Annotated in this window: 14 protein-coding genes; 12 read left to right on the top strand and 2 right to left on the bottom strand. The window is 64.2% G+C overall.

The features are described 5' to 3' along the window. Positions 1 to 19: 19 nt before the first annotated feature. The 7 genes from AC788_RS03040 (at position 20) to AC788_RS03015 (ending at position 6525) form a co-directional block, all read left to right on the top strand. Positions 20 to 1480, top strand: a complete 1461-nt coding sequence (locus AC788_RS03040) for a sugar porter family MFS transporter (RefSeq protein ID WP_049859152.1) — start codon at positions 20 to 22, stop codon at positions 1478 to 1480. Positions 1481 to 1531: 51 nt separating this feature from the next. Continuing rightward, the gene (locus AC788_RS03035; RefSeq protein ID WP_201777927.1) at positions 1532 to 1861 is read left to right on the top strand and encodes a DUF3253 domain-containing protein; all 330 of its coding nucleotides are present in this window, start codon (positions 1532 to 1534) and stop codon (positions 1859 to 1861) included. Between the two features lie 92 nt (positions 1862 to 1953). Then, positions 1954 to 3177, top strand: a complete 1224-nt coding sequence (locus AC788_RS03030; protein WP_049859150.1) for an MFS transporter — start codon at positions 1954 to 1956, stop codon at positions 3175 to 3177. Positions 3178 to 3213: 36 nt separating this feature from the next. Continuing rightward, entirely contained in the window at positions 3214 to 3369 is a 156-nt protein-coding gene (locus AC788_RS21815; protein WP_177327939.1) for a hypothetical protein, read from the top strand. Positions 3370 to 3475: 106 nt separating this feature from the next. Then, positions 3476 to 4726, top strand: a complete 1251-nt coding sequence (locus AC788_RS03025) for a D-mannose isomerase (protein ID WP_049859149.1) — start codon at positions 3476 to 3478, stop codon at positions 4724 to 4726. 113 nt (positions 4727 to 4839) lie between these two features. After that, entirely contained in the window at positions 4840 to 5064 is a 225-nt protein-coding gene (locus tag AC788_RS03020) for a DUF6555 family protein (protein ID WP_049859148.1), read from the top strand. A 171-nt stretch (positions 5065 to 5235) separates the two neighbouring features. Beyond that, on the top strand, positions 5236 to 6525 hold the full coding sequence (locus tag AC788_RS03015) for an MFS transporter (protein WP_049859147.1): 1290 nt from the start codon (positions 5236 to 5238) through the stop codon (positions 6523 to 6525). 171 nt (positions 6526 to 6696) lie between these two features. Here the strand turns inward: AC788_RS03015 and AC788_RS03010 are convergent, their stop codons facing one another. Beyond that, positions 6697 to 8160: a glyceraldehyde-3-phosphate dehydrogenase gene (locus AC788_RS03010; RefSeq protein WP_049859146.1), complete on the bottom strand. Its 1464-nt coding sequence runs from the start codon at positions 8158 to 8160 to the stop codon at positions 6697 to 6699. Positions 8161 to 8454: 294 nt separating this feature from the next. On the opposite strand from AC788_RS03010, the gene mfd reads away from it, so the two are divergent. Beyond that, positions 8455 to 11904, top strand: a complete 3450-nt coding sequence (mfd, locus tag AC788_RS03005) for a transcription-repair coupling factor (protein WP_049859145.1) — start codon at positions 8455 to 8457, stop codon at positions 11902 to 11904. A gap of 1 nt (position 11905) precedes the next feature. Next, a complete protein-coding gene (locus tag AC788_RS03000; protein ID WP_049859144.1) occupies positions 11906 to 14230 on the top strand; it encodes a DEAD/DEAH box helicase in 2325 nt (774 codons plus the stop codon). Between the two features lie 17 nt (positions 14231 to 14247). On the opposite strand, the gene AC788_RS02995 is transcribed toward AC788_RS03000, so the two are convergent. Further along, on the bottom strand, positions 14248 to 15174 hold the full coding sequence (locus AC788_RS02995; protein WP_049859143.1) for a Gfo/Idh/MocA family protein: 927 nt from the start codon (positions 15172 to 15174) through the stop codon (positions 14248 to 14250). 175 nt (positions 15175 to 15349) lie between these two features. Between AC788_RS02995 and AC788_RS02990 the strand changes: the two genes are divergently transcribed. From AC788_RS02990 to ntrB, 3 genes are all read left to right on the top strand, one after another. Beyond that, a complete protein-coding gene (locus AC788_RS02990) occupies positions 15350 to 16606 on the top strand; it encodes a nitrate regulatory protein (RefSeq protein ID WP_049859142.1) in 1257 nt (418 codons plus the stop codon). A 273-nt stretch (positions 16607 to 16879) separates the two neighbouring features. Next, positions 16880 to 18205 carry a CmpA/NrtA family ABC transporter substrate-binding protein gene (locus AC788_RS02985; protein ID WP_049859141.1) on the top strand — a complete coding sequence of 442 codons (1326 nt, stop codon included), beginning with the start codon at positions 16880 to 16882 and terminating at the stop codon, positions 18203 to 18205. Positions 18206 to 18232: 27 nt separating this feature from the next. Continuing rightward, positions 18233 to 19108 carry a nitrate ABC transporter permease gene (gene ntrB / locus AC788_RS02980; RefSeq protein ID WP_082223547.1) on the top strand — a complete coding sequence of 292 codons (876 nt, stop codon included), beginning with the start codon at positions 18233 to 18235 and terminating at the stop codon, positions 19106 to 19108. Positions 19109 to 19115 lie beyond the last annotated feature (7 nt).

Raw genomic sequence — 19115 nt, 5'->3', positions numbered from 1 at the left:
GCAATGAAAGGAATGAGCCTTGTCCAGTTCCAACACCACTGCACCTGATACATCGCCCGCGGGCGAAGAAAATGACGCCACCCGTACTTCCCCCGGCCAGATCGTGGTGCGCGTAGCGATCATCGCCACCATGGGCGCTCTGGCCTTCGGCTACGACACCGGGGTGATTTCCGGCGCCCTGCCCTTCATGACCCAAGGGCCGGACCAGGGTGGCCTGGGGCTTACTCCGTTCACCGAGGGTCTGGTAGCGTCCTCGTTGATCCTCGGTGCGGCGTTTGGCTCGTTGTTCGCCGGTCATCTGGCCGACAAATACGGCCGCCTGACCGCGCTCAAGGGCCTGGCCATCCTGTTCATGATCGGCGCCCTGGGCTCGGCCCTTGCCCCGACCGTGGCCATCATGGTCGCCACTCGATTCGTGCTGGGCCTTGCGGTGGGGGGTGCATCGGCGATCGTGCCGATGTTCATTGCCGAGATAGCCGGGCCCAACAAGCGAGCCCGATTGGTCAGCCAGAACGAACTGATGATTGTCACCGGGCAACTGGTGGCCTATATCTCCAACGCCCTGCTGGCGCATTTTGCCCACACCCCTGACGTGTGGCGTTGGATGCTCGCCATCGCGGTGATCCCGGCGGCCTTGCTGTGGATCGGCATGCACTTCGTTCCGACTTCGCCACGCTGGCTCGCCAGCAAGGGACGTATGGAAGAAGCCCGCGAGGTGCTGGAAAAGATCCGCTCGAGCAAGAAGCAGGTCGACAAGGAAATGAAGGAGATCCAGGCCCAGAACGACGAGGAACGTGCTGACGTGAGCTGGTCCTCGATCTGGGCCGAACCCTGGCTGCGTCGGTTGCTGCTGGTGGGCATGGGCCTGGGCTTCGTGGCCCAGCTCACAGGGGTCAACGCGTTCATGTACTTCACCCCGGTGATTCTCAAGTCCACGGGACTGGGCACCAACGCGGCGCTTACCGCGACCATCGGCAACGGTGTCGCATCGGTGATCGCTACCTTGATCGGCATCTGGCTGGTCGGTCGCCATGGCCGTCGGCCGATGCTGATGACCGGTCTGTGCTTTGTGGTCCTGGCGCAGGTGCTGCTGTGTGGCGTGCTGACCATGCTGCCCTCCTCGCTGCTGCAGAGCTACCTGGCGCTGGCCTGTATCCTGATGTTCCTGCTGTTCATGCAGACTTTCATCGCCCCGGTCTACTGGCTGCTGATGTCCGAGCTGTTTCCTTCGCATCTGCGCGGCATGATGACCGGTACGGCGGTGTGCTTCCAATGGCTGTGCAATGCGTCGGTGGCGTTCCTGTTCCCCATCGCCCTGGCCGGCTTCGGCCCCTACACCTTCATGCTGTTCGCGGCGATCAACGTCATGTCGCTGATCTTCGTCGCGATGTGCGTGCCGGAAACGCGCGGCAAGTCGCTGGAGCAGATCGAACGGCACATGGAGAAGGAATTCACCCCGGACGAACCCGCCAGCGCCTGAGGCGATACCGATCGCGGCTCGATATGTCCAGTCGGGGGTGTTGCAGGTAACATGGCTGAAGTTGTTTTCATCTTCAGCCTGCCGCCTGCAAGGAAGAACGCCCCCATGACCCACCCCGACGACGTCATCGCCAGCCGCGTTCTGCACCTGCTCGAACAACGCGCGGTGGGCACGTCCATCTGCCCTTCGGAAGTGGCGCGCTCGCTGGAGCAGGACGAGCCCGCGTGGCGTGCGCTGATGCCGGAGGTTCGCCGGGTGGCTCGGGCCCTGGCGGCTGCCGAGATCATCGACCTGACCCAGGGCGATGACCGGCTGAATCCCGACAAGGAACCGGAGGGGCCGATCAGACTGCGCCGGGGTGCGCATTTCAAGCACCCTTGAGGTCAATCCGCGGACGTGCGTTTGCAGACGTATACCTGACGGCCACAGTTTGCTAGGTTTCCCGACCGCCTTCCCCGATCTGGCCGAAATCAATGACCCGTACTCCTCCCCACGCTGCCACCGGCGCACCTGATCAACCGTCCCACCAAGCGAGCTTCTGGCTGATCGCCGTGGCCTTTCTGATCACCATGGTCGGCACCACCCTGCCGACGCCACTGTACGCCCTGTATCAACAGCATCTAGGCTTCGGTCCGACCTGGGTGACGTTGATTTTCGCCATCTATGCGGCCGGGGTGATCAGTGCATTGCTGGCCGTCGGCAGCTGGTCCGATCAATTGGGTCGGCGACCGATGCTGCTGGCAGGCTTGGCCATGGGCGCGATCAGCGCGGTGATTTTTCTGTGCACCGACTCCATTGGCGGATTGCTGATCGCTCGGCTGATCTCGGGCTTTTCGGCCGGGATCATGACCGGTACCGGGACGGTGGCAGTGATCGAGGCGGCGCCCAAGCGCTGGCAGAACAGCGCAACATTGGTCGCCACGGCGGCCAACATGCTTGGCCTGGGCCTGGGCCCGCTGCTGGCCGGTTTCACTTCACAGTTTCTGCCCTGGCCGGTGCACCTGGCCTTCGTTGTGCACCTGGTCCTGCTGCTGGCGGCCACGGCAGCCATCCTGGCCGTCGGCGAGACGGTGCAGCGACCCGCCAAACCACGCCTTGGATTCCAGCGCCCGAGCCTGCCGGCTGCAGTGCGCGGCCCGTTCGTACCCGCTGCCATCGCCGGCCTTGCCGGGTTCAGCGTGACCGGATTGTTCACCTCGCTGGTACCGGCGATCATGCGTCAGGTCATGGGGCACGCGGGAGGCCTGGTGATCGGTGCAGTGATTCTGGTGCTGTTCGCTGGCTCCATCGTCGGCCAGGCCTGGGTCAGGCGGATTCGCGAAGCCGCGCAGATGACCGTTGGTTGCACTGTGCTGATCCTCGGTGTCGCCTGTCTGGGCCTGAGTATCGCCAGCGCCCAGCTCTGGCTGCTGGTGCTCGGCGGCGCCCTGAGCGGAATCGGCCAAGGCCTGACCTTTCGGGCCGGCATGGGCGCGGTGGCCAATGCCGCGCCCGTCGGCCAGAAGGCCGGGGTCACCTCGGCACTGTTCATCGTCTATTACCTGTCCATGTCGGTGCCGGTGATCGCGGTGGGCGTGAGCATTCCCGTGTTCGGGCTGCATCATTCAGCCGAGTTCTTCAGCGCCGTGGTGGCACTGATAGCGGTGCTGGCAATGCTCAGCATGAACATCGTGCGCGCCCGAGCGTCCAATGCCTGAGTCGACCGTCTGCAGGTCGCCAACAGGAGAATGACCATGACACCTGAAACCGAAGGCAAAGAAGAAAAAGGCCCCAATGGTGTGCCCTTCATCAACGATCCAGGCAGCGAGGACCCAGGCTCGGTGACCACCCAAGACGCCACCGTGCCGCTTCAGGATGAAGATGACGAGGATGACGAGTCCTATCAATAGGCCGAATCGGCCACAAGCCTGACTCTGAGGGTCGGCGCCGCCCAAGCGCCATTGCGCCCCGCTATGCTGGATGCTTCCTGCATCCCCAAGCGAGGCATTCGTACCGATGGAGACCCTCACTCCTGCCGCGAACAGTTGGTTGACCCTTCCCGCCCACCGGCACTGGCTGGCCCAGCAAGGCCAGCGATTGCTGGAGTTCGCCAAGGCGGCGCGCATCGAAGACGGCTTTGCCGACCTCGACAACCGGGGCCGACCGGTGCTGGCCAGCGGTGCATTGACCATCCAGACCGCCCGCATGACCCATAGCTTCGCCCTGGCCTGCCTGCAGGGCATCCCAGGCAGTGCGGCCATGGTCGACCATGGCATCCGCGCGTTGCAGGGTCCATTGCGCGATGCACGGCACGGTGGCTGGCATGCCAGCGCCAGGCCGGCCTCCACGTCGCGCAAGCAAGCCTATCTGCATGCATTCGTGGCCCTGGCGGCGAGCTCGGCCGTAGCGGCCGGACGACCAGGCGCCGCGGCGTTGCTGGCCGACGCGGTCGACGTTCTGGAGCGGCATTTCTGGTGCGAAGCCGAGCAGGCATTCGTGGAATCCTTCGCTCAGGACTGGAGCGACCAGGAAGACTACCGGGGTGGCAACAGCAACATGCACGGAGTGGAGGCCTGCCTGGCCCTGGCCGACGTCTGCAACGACGCCAAGTGGCTGGATCGCGCGCTGGCGATCAGCGAGCGGCTGATTCACCAGCACGCGGCTGCCACCGGCTACCTGCCCGTCGAACATTTCGACGCCCACTGGCAAGCGCTACCCGACTACAACCATGACCGCCCCGGGGACGAGTTCCGTCCCTACGGGCAAACGCCAGGGCATGCCTTCGAGTGGGCGCGGCTGCTCCTACACCTGGAAGCCGCACGGCACCGCATCGGCCTGGCCAACCCCAGCTGGCTGGCCGAAGACGCCCAGCATCTGTTCGCCGCAGCCTGCCGGATCGGCTGGGCGGGGGATGGCCAGCCGGGAATCGTCTACACGGTGGACTGGCAACAACGGCCCGTGGTTGCGCAGCGCCTGCACTGGACGCTGGCAGAAGCGGTGGCTGCCGCCGCGGCGCTGTACCAGCGTACCGGCGATGCCTGCTATGAGCGCTGGTACCGTGAGTTCTGGGACTACATCGACCTCTACCTGATCGATCGCGAGCATGGCAGCTGGCACCACGAACTCGATACGGGCAATCAACCGGCGCAGACCATCTGGCCGGGCAAACCCGACCTCTATCACGCCTATCAGGCGACCCTGCTGCCAACCCTGCCACTGGCGCCCAGCCTGGCGACCGCGCTGGCGCGCCAGTCGGGGCTGGGATGAGCGCCACACGCTTCATGGGATTGGCGTGGCAGCGCCAATCCGACTGAATTTTTCAGACGGGCCGGACTCCGAAACTCATTGCGACGCACCTCACAAGGAAGATCTTCGGCCCCATGAACAACGCAAAACTGTTCGTCATCGATTACACCCTGCACGGCGACCCCAAGTCGTTCATCATTCGAGCCGAGAAAATGGACAGCAGCGAGGCCTGGCATTGGGCAAGCTGCGATGCAGGGGTCGGCCGCATCGGTCGATTCGGCCGTGAGCATGTGAAAAAGACCAGTCAGCCATCGGCCGAAAAATTCGGCATCAATGGTGTCAGCTGGCGTCCGGCCTGAGCGTCAAAGACCTGCGTCACTGCCTGGCTGGCGAACGAATTCACTTTACCTGAGGTTGATCTGGAACATATTGTTACAAGATATGTTCCCGGCGTTGGACCGTTGTGCCCGAAAGCTCGACGCGTCTACCGCCATGGGTCACCTATAAGATCAAGTAAAGTGAGCACAGCCATGACGTCTGAGGTGGGTAAAGGCAAGGCGATCTTTCGCGTTGTCAGCGGCAATTTTCTGGAAATGTTCGATTTCATGGTCTATGGCTTCTACGCCACGGCCATCGCCAAGACATTCTTTCCGACCGACAGTGCCTTCGCTTCTCTGATGCTGTCGCTGGCCACCTTCGGTGCCGGCTTTCTCATGCGCCCCCTGGGGGCCATCTTTCTGGGTGCGTACATCGACCGGCACGGACGGCGCAAAGGGCTGATTGTGACCTTGGCCTTGATGGCTTTGGGCACAGTATTGATTGCCTGCGTACCTGGTTACGCGACCTTGGGCGTTGCGGCCCCGCTGCTGGTGCTGCTCGGGCGATTGTTGCAGGGCTTCTCGGCAGGCGTGGAATTGGGCGGTGTGTCGGTGTACCTGGCCGAAATCGCCACGCCGGGGCGCAAGGGTTTCTTCGTCAGCTGGCAGTCGGCCAGCCAGCAGGTCGCCGTGGTCTTCGCCGGCCTGCTCGGGGTGTTGCTCAATCACTTTCTCGATGCGCAACAGATGGGTGATTGGGGCTGGCGGGTGCCGTTCCTGGTGGGCTGCATGATCGTACCGGTGATTTTCTTCATTCGTCGTTCGCTTGAAGAGACGCCCGAGTTCGAAGCGCGCACCCATCGACCCACGCTCAAGCAAGTCGTGCATTCGGTGGCGCAGAATTTCCGTCTGGTCCTGGCGGGCATGGCGCTGGTGGTGATGACCACCGTTTCGTTCTACCTGATCACCGCCTACACGCCGACGTTCGGCAAGAACGAGCTGCACCTGTCGGACATGGATGCGCTGCTGGTGCCCATGGCCGTGGGCCTTTCCAACTTCATCTGGCTGCCGATCATGGGCGCATTGTCGGACCGCATCGGGCGCAAGCCGTTGCTGCTCGCGGCCACGGTGCTGGCGATTCTGACGGCCTACCCGACCTTGTCGTGGCTGGTGGCGGATCCCAGCTTTGGCCGTCTGCTGGCGGTCGAGCTGTGGCTGTCGTTCCTGTATGGCTCGTACAACGGTGCCATGGTCGTGGCGCTGACCGAGATCATGCCTCTGGACGTGCGCACCACCGGGTTTTCGCTGGCCTATAGCCTGGCCACGGCGACGTTCGGCGGGTTCACCCCTGTGGCGTGCACCTACCTGATTCACGCGCTGGACAACAAGGCGGCACCGGGCATCTGGCTCAGTGGCGCGGCGGTGTTGGGGCTGGTAGCGACGTTGGTACTGTTCCGCGGCGACCGGCATGCGCAACGTACGGCTTTGGCGGCGCAGGCCTGATACCGCGGTGCGCCCTTCGCAGGCAGATGGCTCGCCGCCCGCCCCGCTCCCACAGGGATCAAGGTGTATTGGGACCTGTGGGAGCGGGCTCTGCCCGCGAAGAGGCCATACCTGGCACCCCAAAAAAAACGCCCCGAACCAGTCGGGGCGTTTTTCATTCAGCGCTCAGGCTCAGTGTGGAAAGGCTGGAGGGTTGACGCCCGCCATGTCTTCCATCACACGGACCACCTGGCAGCTGTAGCCGAATTCGTTGTCGTACCAGACGTACAACACGACGCGGTTGTCGTTGCAGATGGTGGCCTCGGCGTCGACCACACCGGCGTAGCGCGAGCCGACGAAGTCGGTCGATACCACTTCCTGGGAGTTGACGAAGTCGATCTGCCGGGACAGGTCCGAGTGCAGCGCCATGTAGCGCAAGTACTCGTTCATCTCTTCGCGGGTGCTGGCCTTCTCCAGGTTCAGGTTCAGAATGGCCATGGAGACGTTCGGCGTCGGCACGCGAATGGCGTTGCCAGTCAGCTTGCCGGCCAGTTCGGGCAGCGCCTTGGCGGCAGCGGTGGCAGCGCCGGTCTCGGTGATGACCATGTTCAACGCAGCTGAACGGCCGCGACGGTCGCCCTTGTGGAAGTTGTCGATCAGGTTCTGGTCGTTGGTGTACGAGTGAACGGTTTCGACGTGGCCGTTGACGATGCCGAACTTGTCGTTGACCGCCTTGAGCACCGGCACGATGGCGTTGGTGGTGCAAGACGCCGCCGAAACGATCTTGTCGTCGGCAGTGATCGTGCCATGGTTGATGCCATGCACGATGTTCTTCAGCTTGCCCTTGCCCGGTGCGGTCAGCACCACGCGGTCGATGCCTGGGCAGGCCAGGTGCTGGCCAAGGCCGTCGGCATCGCGCCAGACGCCGGTGTTGTCGACCAGCAGGGCATTCTTGATGCCATACTGGGTGTAGTCGACTTCGCTCGGGTTCTTGGCGTAGATGACCTGGATCAGGTTGCCATTGACGGTCAGGGTGCTGTTCGCTTCGTCGACATGGATGATGCCGTCGAACGAGCCGTGCACCGAGTCGCGACGCAACAGGCTGGCGCGCTTGACCAGGTCGTTGTCGGCGCCTTTGCGCACGACGATCGCACGCAGACGCAGGCCGTCGCCGGCACCCGCCTTCTCGACCAGGATGCGCGCCAGCAGGCGACCGATGCGGCCGAAACCGTACAGCACCACGTCGGTACCGGTACGCTCGCCCTGGTTCTGCTTGCCGACCACGTCCGCCAGCTCTTCACGCACGAACTGTTCGGCGCTGCGCCCGTTGCCGCTTTCCTTGAACTTGACCGCGAGCTTGCCCAGATCCACGGAAGCGGCGCCCAGCTTGAGTTCGCTCATCGCCTTGATCAGCGGGAACGTCTCGTGCACCGACAGCTCCGAGGAATCGGACTGGCGATGGCGAGCGAAGCGGTGCGCCTTGAGCAGCTCGATCACCGAACGGTTGATCAGGCTGCGGCCGTAGATGGAGGTGACTACGTTGTTATTGCGGTAGAGCTGGCCGATCAAAGGAATCATCGCTTCAGCGAGTGCTTCACGATCGATCCATTCACCAAGACACTGGTCGGGCTTCTGAGTCACGGTAACCTTCCACATGTAGGGGCTGAGAAAACGGGCTACATTATGACTTCGCCGCGCGGCCGGAGCAATCTGCGCTTATCGACGTCGTGAAGTTTGGCGAATAGGACCGTCAAAAAAACCGAGGCGCGCCAACGAGGTAGCTCATACCCGGCGGTTTTATGACAAGAGGCCGTGCGAAGCAACCGGGTGCGCCCTTGGCCGACCGCTCAAGCCGCCGCAATGGCACAACCCCATCACAGCACCTGACAGCCCACCGTCGCCCCGGTACAATCCCCGTTTTCCGCCGCAACGCTTGGAGCTCAACCTCCCGTGCCTGTTCTGCGCCTTCCGCAACTCCCTGCCTCGGCAGGCAAACACGCCTGGGGCAACCTGCCCGGGGCCGCCCTGAGCCTGGCGATCGCCGAAGCGGCCAATGCCGCCAAGCGCTTCACGCTTCTGCTCACCGCCGACAGCCAAAGCGCCGACCGGCTGGAGCAGGAACTGCGTTTCTTCGCCCCGCAGTTGCCGGTGTTGCATTTCCCCGACTGGGAAACCCTGCCGTACGACCTGTTCTCGCCGCACCAGGACATCATCTCCCAGCGTATCGCCGCCCTCTATCGCCTGCCCGAGCTCGCGCACGGGGTTTTGGTAGTGCCCATCACCACTGCCCTACATCGGCTGGCGCCGACCCAGTTCCTGCTGGGCAGCAGCCTGGTGCTGGACGTGGGGCAACGCCTGGACGTAGAGCAGATGCGCACGCGTCTGGAGGCCAGCGGCTATCGCTACGTCGACACGGTGTACGAGCACGGTGAATTTGCCGTGCGCGGCGCCCTGATCGACCTGTTCCCCATGGGCAGCAAGCTGCCCTATCGGATCGACCTGTTCGACGACGAGATCGAGACGCTGCGCACCTTCGATCCGGAGACCCAGCGTTCCATCGACAAGGTCGAGTCGATCCGCCTGCTGCCGGCCCGCGAATTCCCCCTGCAGAAAGAAGCGGTGACCCGCTTCAAGGCACGCTTTCGCGAACGTTTCGACGTCGACTTCCGTCGCTGCCCGATCTTTCAAGACCTGAGCAGCGGCATCACCCCAGCCGGTATCGAGTACTACCTGCCGCTGTTCTTCGAAGAAACCTCGACCCTGTTCGACTATCTGCCCCAGGACACCCAGGTGTTCTCGCTGCCGGGCATCGAACAGGCCGCCGAGCATTTCTGGAGCGACGTGCGCAACCGTTACGAGGAGCGGCGGGTCGATCCTGCGCGTCCGTTGCTGCCGCCTGCCGAACTGTTCATGCCGGTGGAAGACTGCTTCGCCCAGCTCAAGACCTGGCCACGCATCATCGTCAGCCAGGATGACCTGGAGCCGGGGCCGGGCCGTGAACGTTTCGCCGCAGCGGCGCTGCCGGACCTGGCCATCGAGGCCAAGGCCACCCAGCCCCTCGCCGCGCTGGCCGGATTCCTCGACCAGTTTCCGGGCCGGGTGCTGTTCACCGCCGAATCCGCCGGTCGCCGTGAAGTGCTGCTGGAGCTGCTGGAGCGGCTAAAGGTCCGCCCTCGCACGGTGGACGGCTGGAACGAGTTCGCCGAGGGCGAGGAACGTCTGGCGATCACCATCGCGCCGCTCGACGAAGGCCTGCAGATTCTCGACCCGGCTCTGGCGCTGATCGCCGAGAGCCCGCTGTTCGGCCAGCGCGTGATGCAGCGCCGCCGCCGCGACAAGCGCGCCGACGCGGCCAATGACAACGTCATCAAGAACCTCACCGAGCTGCGCGAAGGCGCGCCTGTGGTGCACATCGACCACGGTGTGGGCCGCTACCTGGGGCTGGCGACCCTGGAGATCGACAATCAGGTCGCCGAATTCCTCACCCTGGAATACGCCGAGAACGCCAAGCTCTACGTGCCGGTGGCCAACCTGCACCTGATCGCCCGCTACACCGGTAGCGACGACGCCCTGGCCCCGCTGCACCGGCTCGGCTCGGAGGCCTGGCAGAAAGCCAAGCGCAAGGCCGCCGAGCAGGTGCGCGACGTGGCCGCCGAGCTGCTCGACATCTATGCCCGCCGCGCTGCGCGCGAAGGCTATGCGTTCGCCGACCCGGCCCTGGATTACGCCACGTTCAGCGCCGGCTTCGCTTTCGAAGAAACCCCGGACCAGCAGTCGGCCATCGAGGCCGTGCGCCACGACATGCTGGCGCCCAAGCCCATGGACCGCTTGGTGTGCGGCGACGTCGGCTTCGGCAAGACCGAAGTGGCCATGCGCGCGGCGTTCATCGCCGTGCACGGTGGCCGTCAGGTGGCCATTCTGGTGCCGACCACCCTGCTCGCCCAGCAGCACTACAACAGCTTCCGCGACCGTTTCGCCGATTGGCCGGTGACGGTCGAAGTGATGAGCCGCTTCAAGTCGGCCAAGGAAGTGGGTGCCGCCGTCGAGCAACTGGCCGAAGGCAAGATCGACATCGTCATCGGTACCCACAAGCTGCTGCAGGACGACGTCAAGATCAAGAACCTGGGCCTGGTGATCATCGACGAAGAACACCGCTTCGGGGTCCGTCAGAAAGAGGCGCTCAAGGCCCTGCGCAGTGAAGTCGACATTTTGACCCTGACCGCCACGCCGATTCCGCGCACGCTGAACATGGCCGTGGCCGGCATGCGCGACCTGTCGATCATCGCCACGCCACCGGCGCGGCGCCTGTCGGTGCGCACCTTCGTCATGGAGCAGAACAAGAGCACCGTGAAGGAAGCGCTGCTGCGCGAGCTGTTGCGCGGCGGCCAGGTGTACTACCTGCACAACGATGTGAAAACCATCGAGAAATGCGCTGCCGACCTCGCCGAACTGGTTCCCGAGGCGCGCATCGGCATCGGCCACGGACAGATGCGCGAGCGCGAGCTGGAACAGGTGATGAGCGACTTCTATCACAAGCGCTTCAACGTGCTGATCGCCTCGACCATCATCGAGACCGGCATCGACGTGCCCAGCGCCAACACCATCATCATCGAGCGCGCCGACAAGTTCGGTCTGGCGCAGTTGCACCAGCTGCGCGGGCGCGTCGGCCGCAGCCACCACCAGGCCTACGCCTACCTGTTGACCCCGCCGCGCCAGCAGATCACTCCGGACGCCGAAAAGCGTCTGGAGGCGATCGCCAATACCCAGGACCTGGGCGCCGGTTTCGTCCTGGCGACCAACGACCTGGAAATCCGCGGTGCCGGCGAGCTGCTTGGCGAAGGCCAGAGCGGGCAGATCCAGGCGGTCGGTTTCACTCTGTACATGGAGATGCTCGAACGTGCGGTCAAGTCAATCCGCAAGGGCGAGCAACCCAACCTCGACCAGCCCCTGGGCGGCGGTCCGGAGATCAACCTGCGCCTGCCAGCGCTGATTCCCGAGGACTATCTGCCCGATGTGCACGCTCGCCTGATCCTCTACAAGCGCATCGCCTCGGCGGTGGACGAGGACGGTCTCAAGGACCTGCAGGTGGAAATGATCGACCGCTTCGGCCTGTTGCCCGAACCGACCAAGAATCTGGTGCGCCTGACCCTGCTCAAGCTTCAGGCCGAGCAGCTGGGTATCACCAAGGTCGATGGCGGCCCGCAGGGTGGGCGCATCGAATTCGGCCCGAGCACGCCGGTCGATCCGCTGACCCTGATCAAGCTGATCCAGAGCCAGCCCAAGCGCTACAAGTTCGAAGGCGCCACGCTGTTCAAGTTCATGGTGCCGATGGAGCGTGCCGAGGAGCGTTTCAACGTCATCGAAGCGCTGTTCGAGCGCCTGACGCCAAAAGCCGGTTGATATGCCCGATGAGCGCGTGATCGATACGCTGCAACCGCGGCCACGGCTGTGGCTGGGCAGCGTCGAGTTCAGCGCCTTCGAACCGCGCAACGGCAAGATGCAGCGTTACGTGCAGCATCGTGCGGCGCTGGCCTACGGCTACGCCGGCGAATACGTCAGCGGGCCGCGCCCCACCAGCGTCGCGCGCCAGTGGCAGAACCAGAACGCTCGAATCCTGCGCCAGCCGGCCGCCGAGCGAGCCCTGCGCGAGCAGTTGCAGGGCATCGGCTTCAAGCTGGCGACCCGGCAGAGCAAGGCGCTGCCGGAAAGCGCTGGCGAGATCTTCGAGCTGCCCAGCGATGCTGCCTGGCTACGCTTCATCCTCAACGAGCTCCCGGGGTTGCGCGAGCAAGGCTGGGAAATCGAATACGCCGAGGCGTTCGCCTTCGACCTGACGCCGGTCGAGCGCTGGTACGCCACCATCGAGGAAGGTCCCGAGCGCGACTGGTTCGATCTGGAACTGGGCATCGTGATCGACGGCGAACCGCTGAGCCTGTTGCCGATTCTGCTCAACCTGCTGCGCAGCCACCCGGAACTGCTCAACCCGAGCCACCTGGCGCGACGTCGCGACGACGAACAGATCCTGGTGCCCGTGCATACGGCGCAAGACGGCGTTCAGCGAACCTTGCAGGTCGCCCTGCCCTATGGCCGCTTGAAACCGGTGCTGGCAACGCTGGGGGATTTCTACCTGCGCGAACCGGGCGACACCTCGATACGCCTGGCCACCGCCGACGCCACCCGCCTCGAAGGGCTAAGGACGTTGCCTCTGGACTGGCAAGGTGGCGAGCGGGTACGTCACTTTGCCGAACGCCTGCGCGACATCCGCCACTGTCCGGTCACCGCACCCGACGGTTTGAACGCCACGCTGCGTCCTTACCAGCTGGAAGGCGTGAGCTGGATGCAGGCGCTGCGGCAACTGGAAGTGGGCGGCATCCTCGCCGACGACATGGGCCTGGGCAAGACCCTGCAGACCCTCGCCCATCTGCTGATCGAAAAACAGGCCGGGCGTCTGGATCGCCCGGCCATGGTGGTGATGCCCACCAGCCTGGTGCCGAACTGGCAGGACGAAGCCGCCCGCTTCGCGCCCGCACTCAAGGTGCTGGCCCTGCACGGCGCCACCCGCAAGAAACACTTCGCGCATCTGGCCGAGTACGACGTGCTGCTGACCACCTATGCCCTGCTGCCCAAGGACACCGAAGTCCTCGAACAGGTGCCGCTGCACGTACTGGTGCTCGACGAAGCCCAGTACATCAAGACCCCCGGCAGCAAGGCGGCGCAGGCGGCACGTCAGCTGAACGCGCGGCAACGCCTGTGCCTGAGCGGCACGCCCCTGGAGAATCATCTGGGCGAACTCTGGTCGCTGTTTCATTTCCTGATGCCGGGCTGGCTGGGCGACAGCAAGCAGTTCAGCCGCGACTACCGTCTGCCGATCGAGCGACAGGGCGACGAGACGCGCCTGCAGCACCTGAACGCGCGTATCAAGCCATTCCTGCTACGCCGCACCAAGGAGCAGGTGGCCACCGAATTGCCGGCCAAGAGCGAGATCGTCCACTGGGTCGAACTCAACGAGGCACAGCGCGACGTGTACGAGACCGTGCGCCTGGCCATGGATAAAAAGGTACGCGCCGAAATCGACCGCAAGGGCGTGGCGCGCAGTCAGATCATCATCCTCGAAGCACTGCTCAAGCTGCGTCAGGTGTGCTGTGACCTGCGCCTGGTCAACAGCGTTGCAGCACCGCCGCCGGGCCACAGTTCGGGCAAGCTGGCCAGCCTGCTGCGATTGCTCGACGAACTGCTGGACAGCGGTCGGCGCATCTTGCTGTTCTCCCAGTTCACCTCCATGCTGGGCCTGATTGAGCAGGAGCTGCAGCAGCGAGGCATCCCCTACGCATTGCTGACCGGTACCACGCGCGATCGCCGGGCACCGGTCAGGGACTTTCAGGACGGCAGGCTGCAGATCTTCCTGATCAGCCTCAAGGCCGGCGGCGTGGGCTTGAACCTGACCGCAGCAGACACGGTGATCCACTACGACCCTTGGTGGAACCCGGCTGCGGAAAACCAGGCCACCGACCGCGCCTACCGTATCGGCCAGGAAAAACCGGTGTTCGTCTACAAGCTGATCACCCGCGGCACGGTGGAAGAAAAGATCCAGCACCTGCAGCAGGAAAAGTCAGCCTTGGCGGCCGGCATTCTCGATGCAAGGGAAACCGGCGACTGGCGCCTGCAGGACAACGATATCGACGCCCTGCTCGCGCCGCTGCCGAGCCCACCGGCCAAACGCCGATAGTTGCCTGAACGGCGTTTTCAGTCGACGAAATCGGCGACCGTTGCGCGCTCCCCGAGCAAAAACCCGTCGGCCACCAGGCGCAACGGCTGCAGATCGGTGTCACTGTTACCGGCCTCGATCAGTCGCGCGAAGTGCCGGTAGAGCAACGGGTATTCACCTACCGTTTCGAGCGTCTGCGGCACATCGTCGATGAGCAACTGCGCACCGCCGTGGGTCAGGCGCAGGCATCCTTCGTCGCAACGTACTTCAATCTGCCAGAGCTCGTCATGACCGTGGTCCCAGTCGAAGGCGGCGCTCACCTGCAGGCCGTTCGCGTCGCTCATGCTCAGGTCAGCCGCGATCGGCGCCTGGCGATTGCCGGGAAAGCGCAGGCTGGCCTGGATGACGAACAGGGCTTCAGGCAGCACGTGGCTGATGATCGACAGGGCGTTGATGCCCGGATCGAACACGCCGAGGCCGCCGGCCTGCCAGATCCACTGCTGGCCCGGGTGCCACTTGCGCACGTCTTCCTTCCACTGGACCGTGACCGACTGCAGGTGTTTGCCCGCCAGCCAGGCCCGAGCGCTTTCGACCCCTGCGGCGAAGCGCGAATGCCACGCGAACAGGCAGGTCACACCCTGCTCGGTGGCCAGTTCGACCAAGGCCATGGCCTCGCCAAGGCTGGCGCAGGGCGGTTTTTCCACCAGCACGTGCTTGCCGGCCAGCAGCGCTTCGCGGACCTGCGCATAGCGGCCTTGGGGCGGTGTGCAGAAAGCCAGCGCCTGGATATCCGCGGCCTGTTCGAGCAACTCGTGCAGGCTGCCGAAATGCGTGACGCCGGGGCATGGCTCGCCGAGGGTGGCCACGGCGACCAGCTCGAAGGATGGGTCATTGCGCAGGGCGGGAACGTGCTGATCCTGGGCAATCTTGCCGTAGCCGACCACGCCGAGACGAATGGGGGACATCGCTGACTCCTTTTTATTGTTGGGCCTGGGCGTTATAGCAGTTACGCAGCCGTCGGCATACGTGGCAATGCAGGCGACGGGCGCAACGTCGGGACCGGGATTTGCATGCAACCGTGCCGTCCCTCACCGAAGTTGCGAGCCCGCCATGCCTGATCGCGCCCTGCCTGATCGTCCTATGCCCCCTGCCCTGCGTTTCATGCTGGCCGCTCGCCGCAGCGAACTCGAAGGCCTGCGCGGGCTGGCCGACACCTGTCAACTGGTAACGCTGATCAGCCGCCTGGTGCATGCCCTGCAGCGTGAACGTGGCTACACCAACCTCTATCTGGGCAGCCAGGTGGAAACCCACCGCCGGCAATTGGACCTGCACACCGAGCAGGCTCAGGCGCTGGAGCAGGACGTGCTGCAGCGCTTGCAGGCCGTGGACCTCAATGCAGCCAGCGCGGCCGACCGTGCCCGCCTGTTCAACCGCGTCGCCTACGTTCTGCACGGTTTCGACGAATTGCCCGGCCTGCGGCGGCGCATTCGCGAACGCCTGCTCGCACCCAGCCTGGCCACGGCGGCCCTGACCCGTCTGATCGGTGGACTCATGGCCGTGGTCTTCGAAGCGGCCGACACGGCCATCGACCCGGACATCACCCGGGTGCTGGTGGCGCTGTTCAACTTCATGCAGGGCAAGGAGCTGGCCGGTCAGGAGCGGGCCACCGGCGTGGCCGGCTTCTCGGCGGGGTTTTTCGACGCCAGTGTGCAGGAGCGCATCCTGCACCTGACGCAAAGCCAGGAGCGCTGCTTCCAGACCTTCAGCGAATTCGCCGACCCGCTGGCCGGTCAGCGCTGGGCCGAGTTGCAGCGCAGCGAACTCACCACACAGTTGTTGCGCCTGCGCGAAGTCGGCATGCGCACCTCGGCGCAACATCCGGTGGACCCGGGCCTCTCGCAGCTCTGGTTCGAACTGCACAGCCAGCGCATCGATCAGATGCACGAGGTGGAGAAGCACCTTGCCGAACAACTGTTGGCCAGTTGTCAGAGCAGCATCAAGCTGGCCAATGCCGACCTCGACAACCACCGCGTGCTGTTGCAACGCCTGGCCAGTCTGGAAACCATGGGCTGCGGCGATGCCCGGCTGTTCAGCGTGCATGCCAGCGATCTCGACAGCCCCGCGCCCGACGGCCACGGACCGCAGATGGGCCGCTCGCTGCTGGACCTGCTGCAGGCCCAGACCCACCGTCTGCAGGATGCCAACCTGCAACTGGACGAGGCACGCCAGGCGCTCAATGAACGCAAGCTGGTGGAACGGGCCAAGCAATTGTTGATGAATGAATATGCCCTCAGCGAAAGCGAGGCGTACACCCGACTGCGGCAATCGGCGATGTCGCGGGGGCTGCGCATGGTCGACATGGCGCAGAACGTATTGGCCGTGGCTGGCAAAGGTTGAGGCGCAGACTGCGCCCTATTTGCGCACCCTGCGGGCCGTATGCTCCGCATCCGTGCACACGGACGCTCCATTGCGCGAGGACCACTACGTCCCGTGCGGCTCTCGACGCCTTGGCACGCAATCTGCTTTGAGACACACAGGATCGCAGCCAACTGCGGTCGACTATTCGAATCCTGGACAACGGCGTCCACGCGTTCCGGCAGCACTGCCCGGAGCGCGTGACCGCCGTTTTTTTTTGCATTTTTTTGGCCGCCAGCAGCAGGGGAATCAGCGATGGATGACACGCCTTTCAAAGCACACCCGCACGACGCCAAGCGTCGGCACTTTCTCAAGCAGTCGTTGACCGTGGCCGGTGCCGGTGCAGCCCTTGGACTGCTGCCACCCGGGCTGTCCTCGGCGGTCTGGGCAGCGGGCAGCGACGGTCTGGAAACCACCACGGCCAAGCTGGGCTTCATCGCACTGACCGATGCCGCGCCGCTATTCGTCGCCGACGAGAAAGGCTTTTTCGCCAAGCACGGCATGACTGGGGTGGAAGTGCTCAAGCAGTCGTCCTGGGGTACAACGCGGGACAATCTGGTGCTGGGTTCGGCCGCCAACGGCATCGACGGCGCACACATCCTCACACCCATGCCCTACCTGATCGCTGCTGGCAAGGTCACGCCCAACAACCAGCCAGTGCCCATGTACATCCTCGCGCGGCTGAACCTGTCCGGCCAGTGCATCTCGGTGGGCAACGAACACGCCGACCTCAAGCTGGGCCTGGATTCCGCACCGTTCAAGGCGGCGCTGGCCAGCAAGCGTGCCAGCGGCAAGACCGTCAATGCCGCGATGACCTTCCCCGGCGGCACCCACGATTTGTGGTTGCGCTACTGGCTGGCCGCAGGCGGCATCGACCCGAACAAGGACCTGTCCACCATCGTCGTGCCCCCGCCGCAGATGGTCGCCAACATGAAGGTCGGCAGCATGGACAGCTTCTGCGTCTGCGAACCGTGGAACGCCCAGCTGATCAATCAGAAAGTCGGCTACACGGCCAACACCACGGGAGAGATCTGGAACAAGCATCCGGAGAAGGCCCTGGCCCTGCGCGCCGACTACGTGGACAAGCACCCCAACGCGACCAAAGCCCTGCTCAAGGCCGTGATGGAAGCGCAGATGTTCTGCGAGCGGCCGGAGAACAAGGACGAAGTGGCAGAGATCTGCGCCAAGCGTCGCTGGATCAACGCGCCGGTGGCGGACATCATCGAGCGCATGAAAGGCAACTTCGACTACGGCACCGGCAAGGTGGTCAAGGACAGCCCGCACATCATGCGCTACTGGGACGACTTCGCCTCCTACCCATTCAAGAGCCACGATCTGTGGTTCCTCACCGAAAACAAGCGCTGGGGCTACCTGCCCAAGGATTTCGACAGCCAGGCCTTGATCGCCAAGGTCAATCGCTCCGACCTCTGGCGCCTGGCCGCCGCAGAATTGAGCGTGCCGGCCGCGCAGATTCCCGATTCCGACTCGCGCGGTGTCGAGACCTTCTTCGACGGCAAGACCTTCGATCCTCAGAACCCGCAGGCCTATCTCGACAGCCTGTCCATCAAGGCCCTGGCCTGATGTTTCCCGCACTCACCGGAGGTCACTATGAATGCTGAAGTGAAGAAGCTGCACAGCGCCGCCCGGGCCGTCGCCAAGGCCCAGGTCAAGCCGCCGGTGATGGCGAAACTGCTGAAGAACGCCCGCCGCTTCGTGTTGCAGCAGTGCCTGCCACCGGTAGTGATCGGCGCCCTGTTGTTGCTGATCTGGCAACTGGTGTGCAGCGGCAAGGGTGCGGCGCTGCCGCCGCCCACTCAGGTGATCAGTGACACCTGGGAGCTGATCGTCGATCCGTTCTACGACAACGGCGGCAATGACAAGGGCATGGCCTGGCAACTGCTGGCCAGCCTGTCGCGGGTTGCCTATGGCTATGCCCTGGCCGTGGTGGTGGGGATCAGCCTGGGTGTGCTGGTGGGTCAGTCGACCTGGGCCATGCGCGGGCTCGATCCGTTGTTCCAGATCCTGCGTACGGTACCGCCGCTGGCCTGGCTGCCGCTGTCGCTGGCCGGTTTCAAGGACAGCTACCCTTCGGCGATCTTCGTGATCTTCATCACCGCCATCTGGCCGATCATCATCAACACCTCGGTGGGCGTGCGCAACATTCCCGAGGACTACCGCAACGTGGCCAAGGTGCTGCGGCTCAACGGCGTCGAGTACTTCAGCAAGATCATGCTGCCGGCAGCTGCGCCCTATATCTTTTCCGGCCTGCGCATCGGCGTCGGCCTGTCGTGGCTGGCGATCATCGCCGCGGAAATGCTGATTGGCGGTGTCGGCATCGGGTTCTTCATCTGGGACGCCTGGAACGCCTCGCGCATCAGCGACATCATTCTCGCCCTGGCCTACGTGGGCATCGTCGGCTTCTGCCTCGATCGCTTGGTGGCGATGGTCGGACGCCTGGTCACCCGCGGCACTTCGCAAAGTTGAGGAGGCA

The sequence above is a fragment of the Pseudomonas sp. RIT-PI-a genome (genome assembly GCF_001187875.1).
Classification (GTDB): domain Bacteria; phylum Pseudomonadota; class Gammaproteobacteria; order Pseudomonadales; family Pseudomonadaceae; genus Aquipseudomonas; species Aquipseudomonas coleopterorum.
The sequence above is the reverse complement of the archived record's forward strand: the minus strand, read 5'-3'. Positions and strand labels throughout refer to the sequence as shown.

What these genes read in the sequence shown, in the direction of transcription:
- ntrB (WP_082223547.1), top strand. Translation starts at nt 18,233, where the DNA reads ATGAATGCTGAAGTGAAGAAGCTGCACAGCGCCGCCCGGGCCGTCGCC.
- AC788_RS03020 (WP_049859148.1), top strand. Translation starts at nt 4,840, where the DNA reads ATGAACAACGCAAAACTGTTCGTCATCGATTACACCCTGCACGGCGAC.
- AC788_RS02985 (WP_049859141.1), top strand. Translation starts at nt 16,880, where the DNA reads ATGGATGACACGCCTTTCAAAGCACACCCGCACGACGCCAAGCGTCGG.
- AC788_RS03025 (WP_049859149.1), top strand. Translation starts at nt 3,476, where the DNA reads ATGGAGACCCTCACTCCTGCCGCGAACAGTTGGTTGACCCTTCCCGCC.
- AC788_RS03000 (WP_049859144.1), top strand. Translation starts at nt 11,906, where the DNA reads ATGCCCGATGAGCGCGTGATCGATACGCTGCAACCGCGGCCACGGCTG.
- AC788_RS03030 (WP_049859150.1), top strand. Translation starts at nt 1,954, where the DNA reads ATGACCCGTACTCCTCCCCACGCTGCCACCGGCGCACCTGATCAACCG.
- AC788_RS02995 (WP_049859143.1), bottom strand. Translation starts at nt 15,174, where the DNA reads ATGTCCCCCATTCGTCTCGGCGTGGTCGGCTACGGCAAGATTGCCCAG.
- AC788_RS03035 (WP_201777927.1), top strand. Translation starts at nt 1,532, where the DNA reads ATGGCTGAAGTTGTTTTCATCTTCAGCCTGCCGCCTGCAAGGAAGAAC.
- AC788_RS03015 (WP_049859147.1), top strand. Translation starts at nt 5,236, where the DNA reads ATGACGTCTGAGGTGGGTAAAGGCAAGGCGATCTTTCGCGTTGTCAGC.
- AC788_RS02990 (WP_049859142.1), top strand. Translation starts at nt 15,350, where the DNA reads ATGCCCCCTGCCCTGCGTTTCATGCTGGCCGCTCGCCGCAGCGAACTC.
- AC788_RS21815 (WP_177327939.1), top strand. Translation starts at nt 3,214, where the DNA reads ATGACACCTGAAACCGAAGGCAAAGAAGAAAAAGGCCCCAATGGTGTG.
- AC788_RS03010 (WP_049859146.1), bottom strand. Translation starts at nt 8,160, where the DNA reads ATGTGGAAGGTTACCGTGACTCAGAAGCCCGACCAGTGTCTTGGTGAA.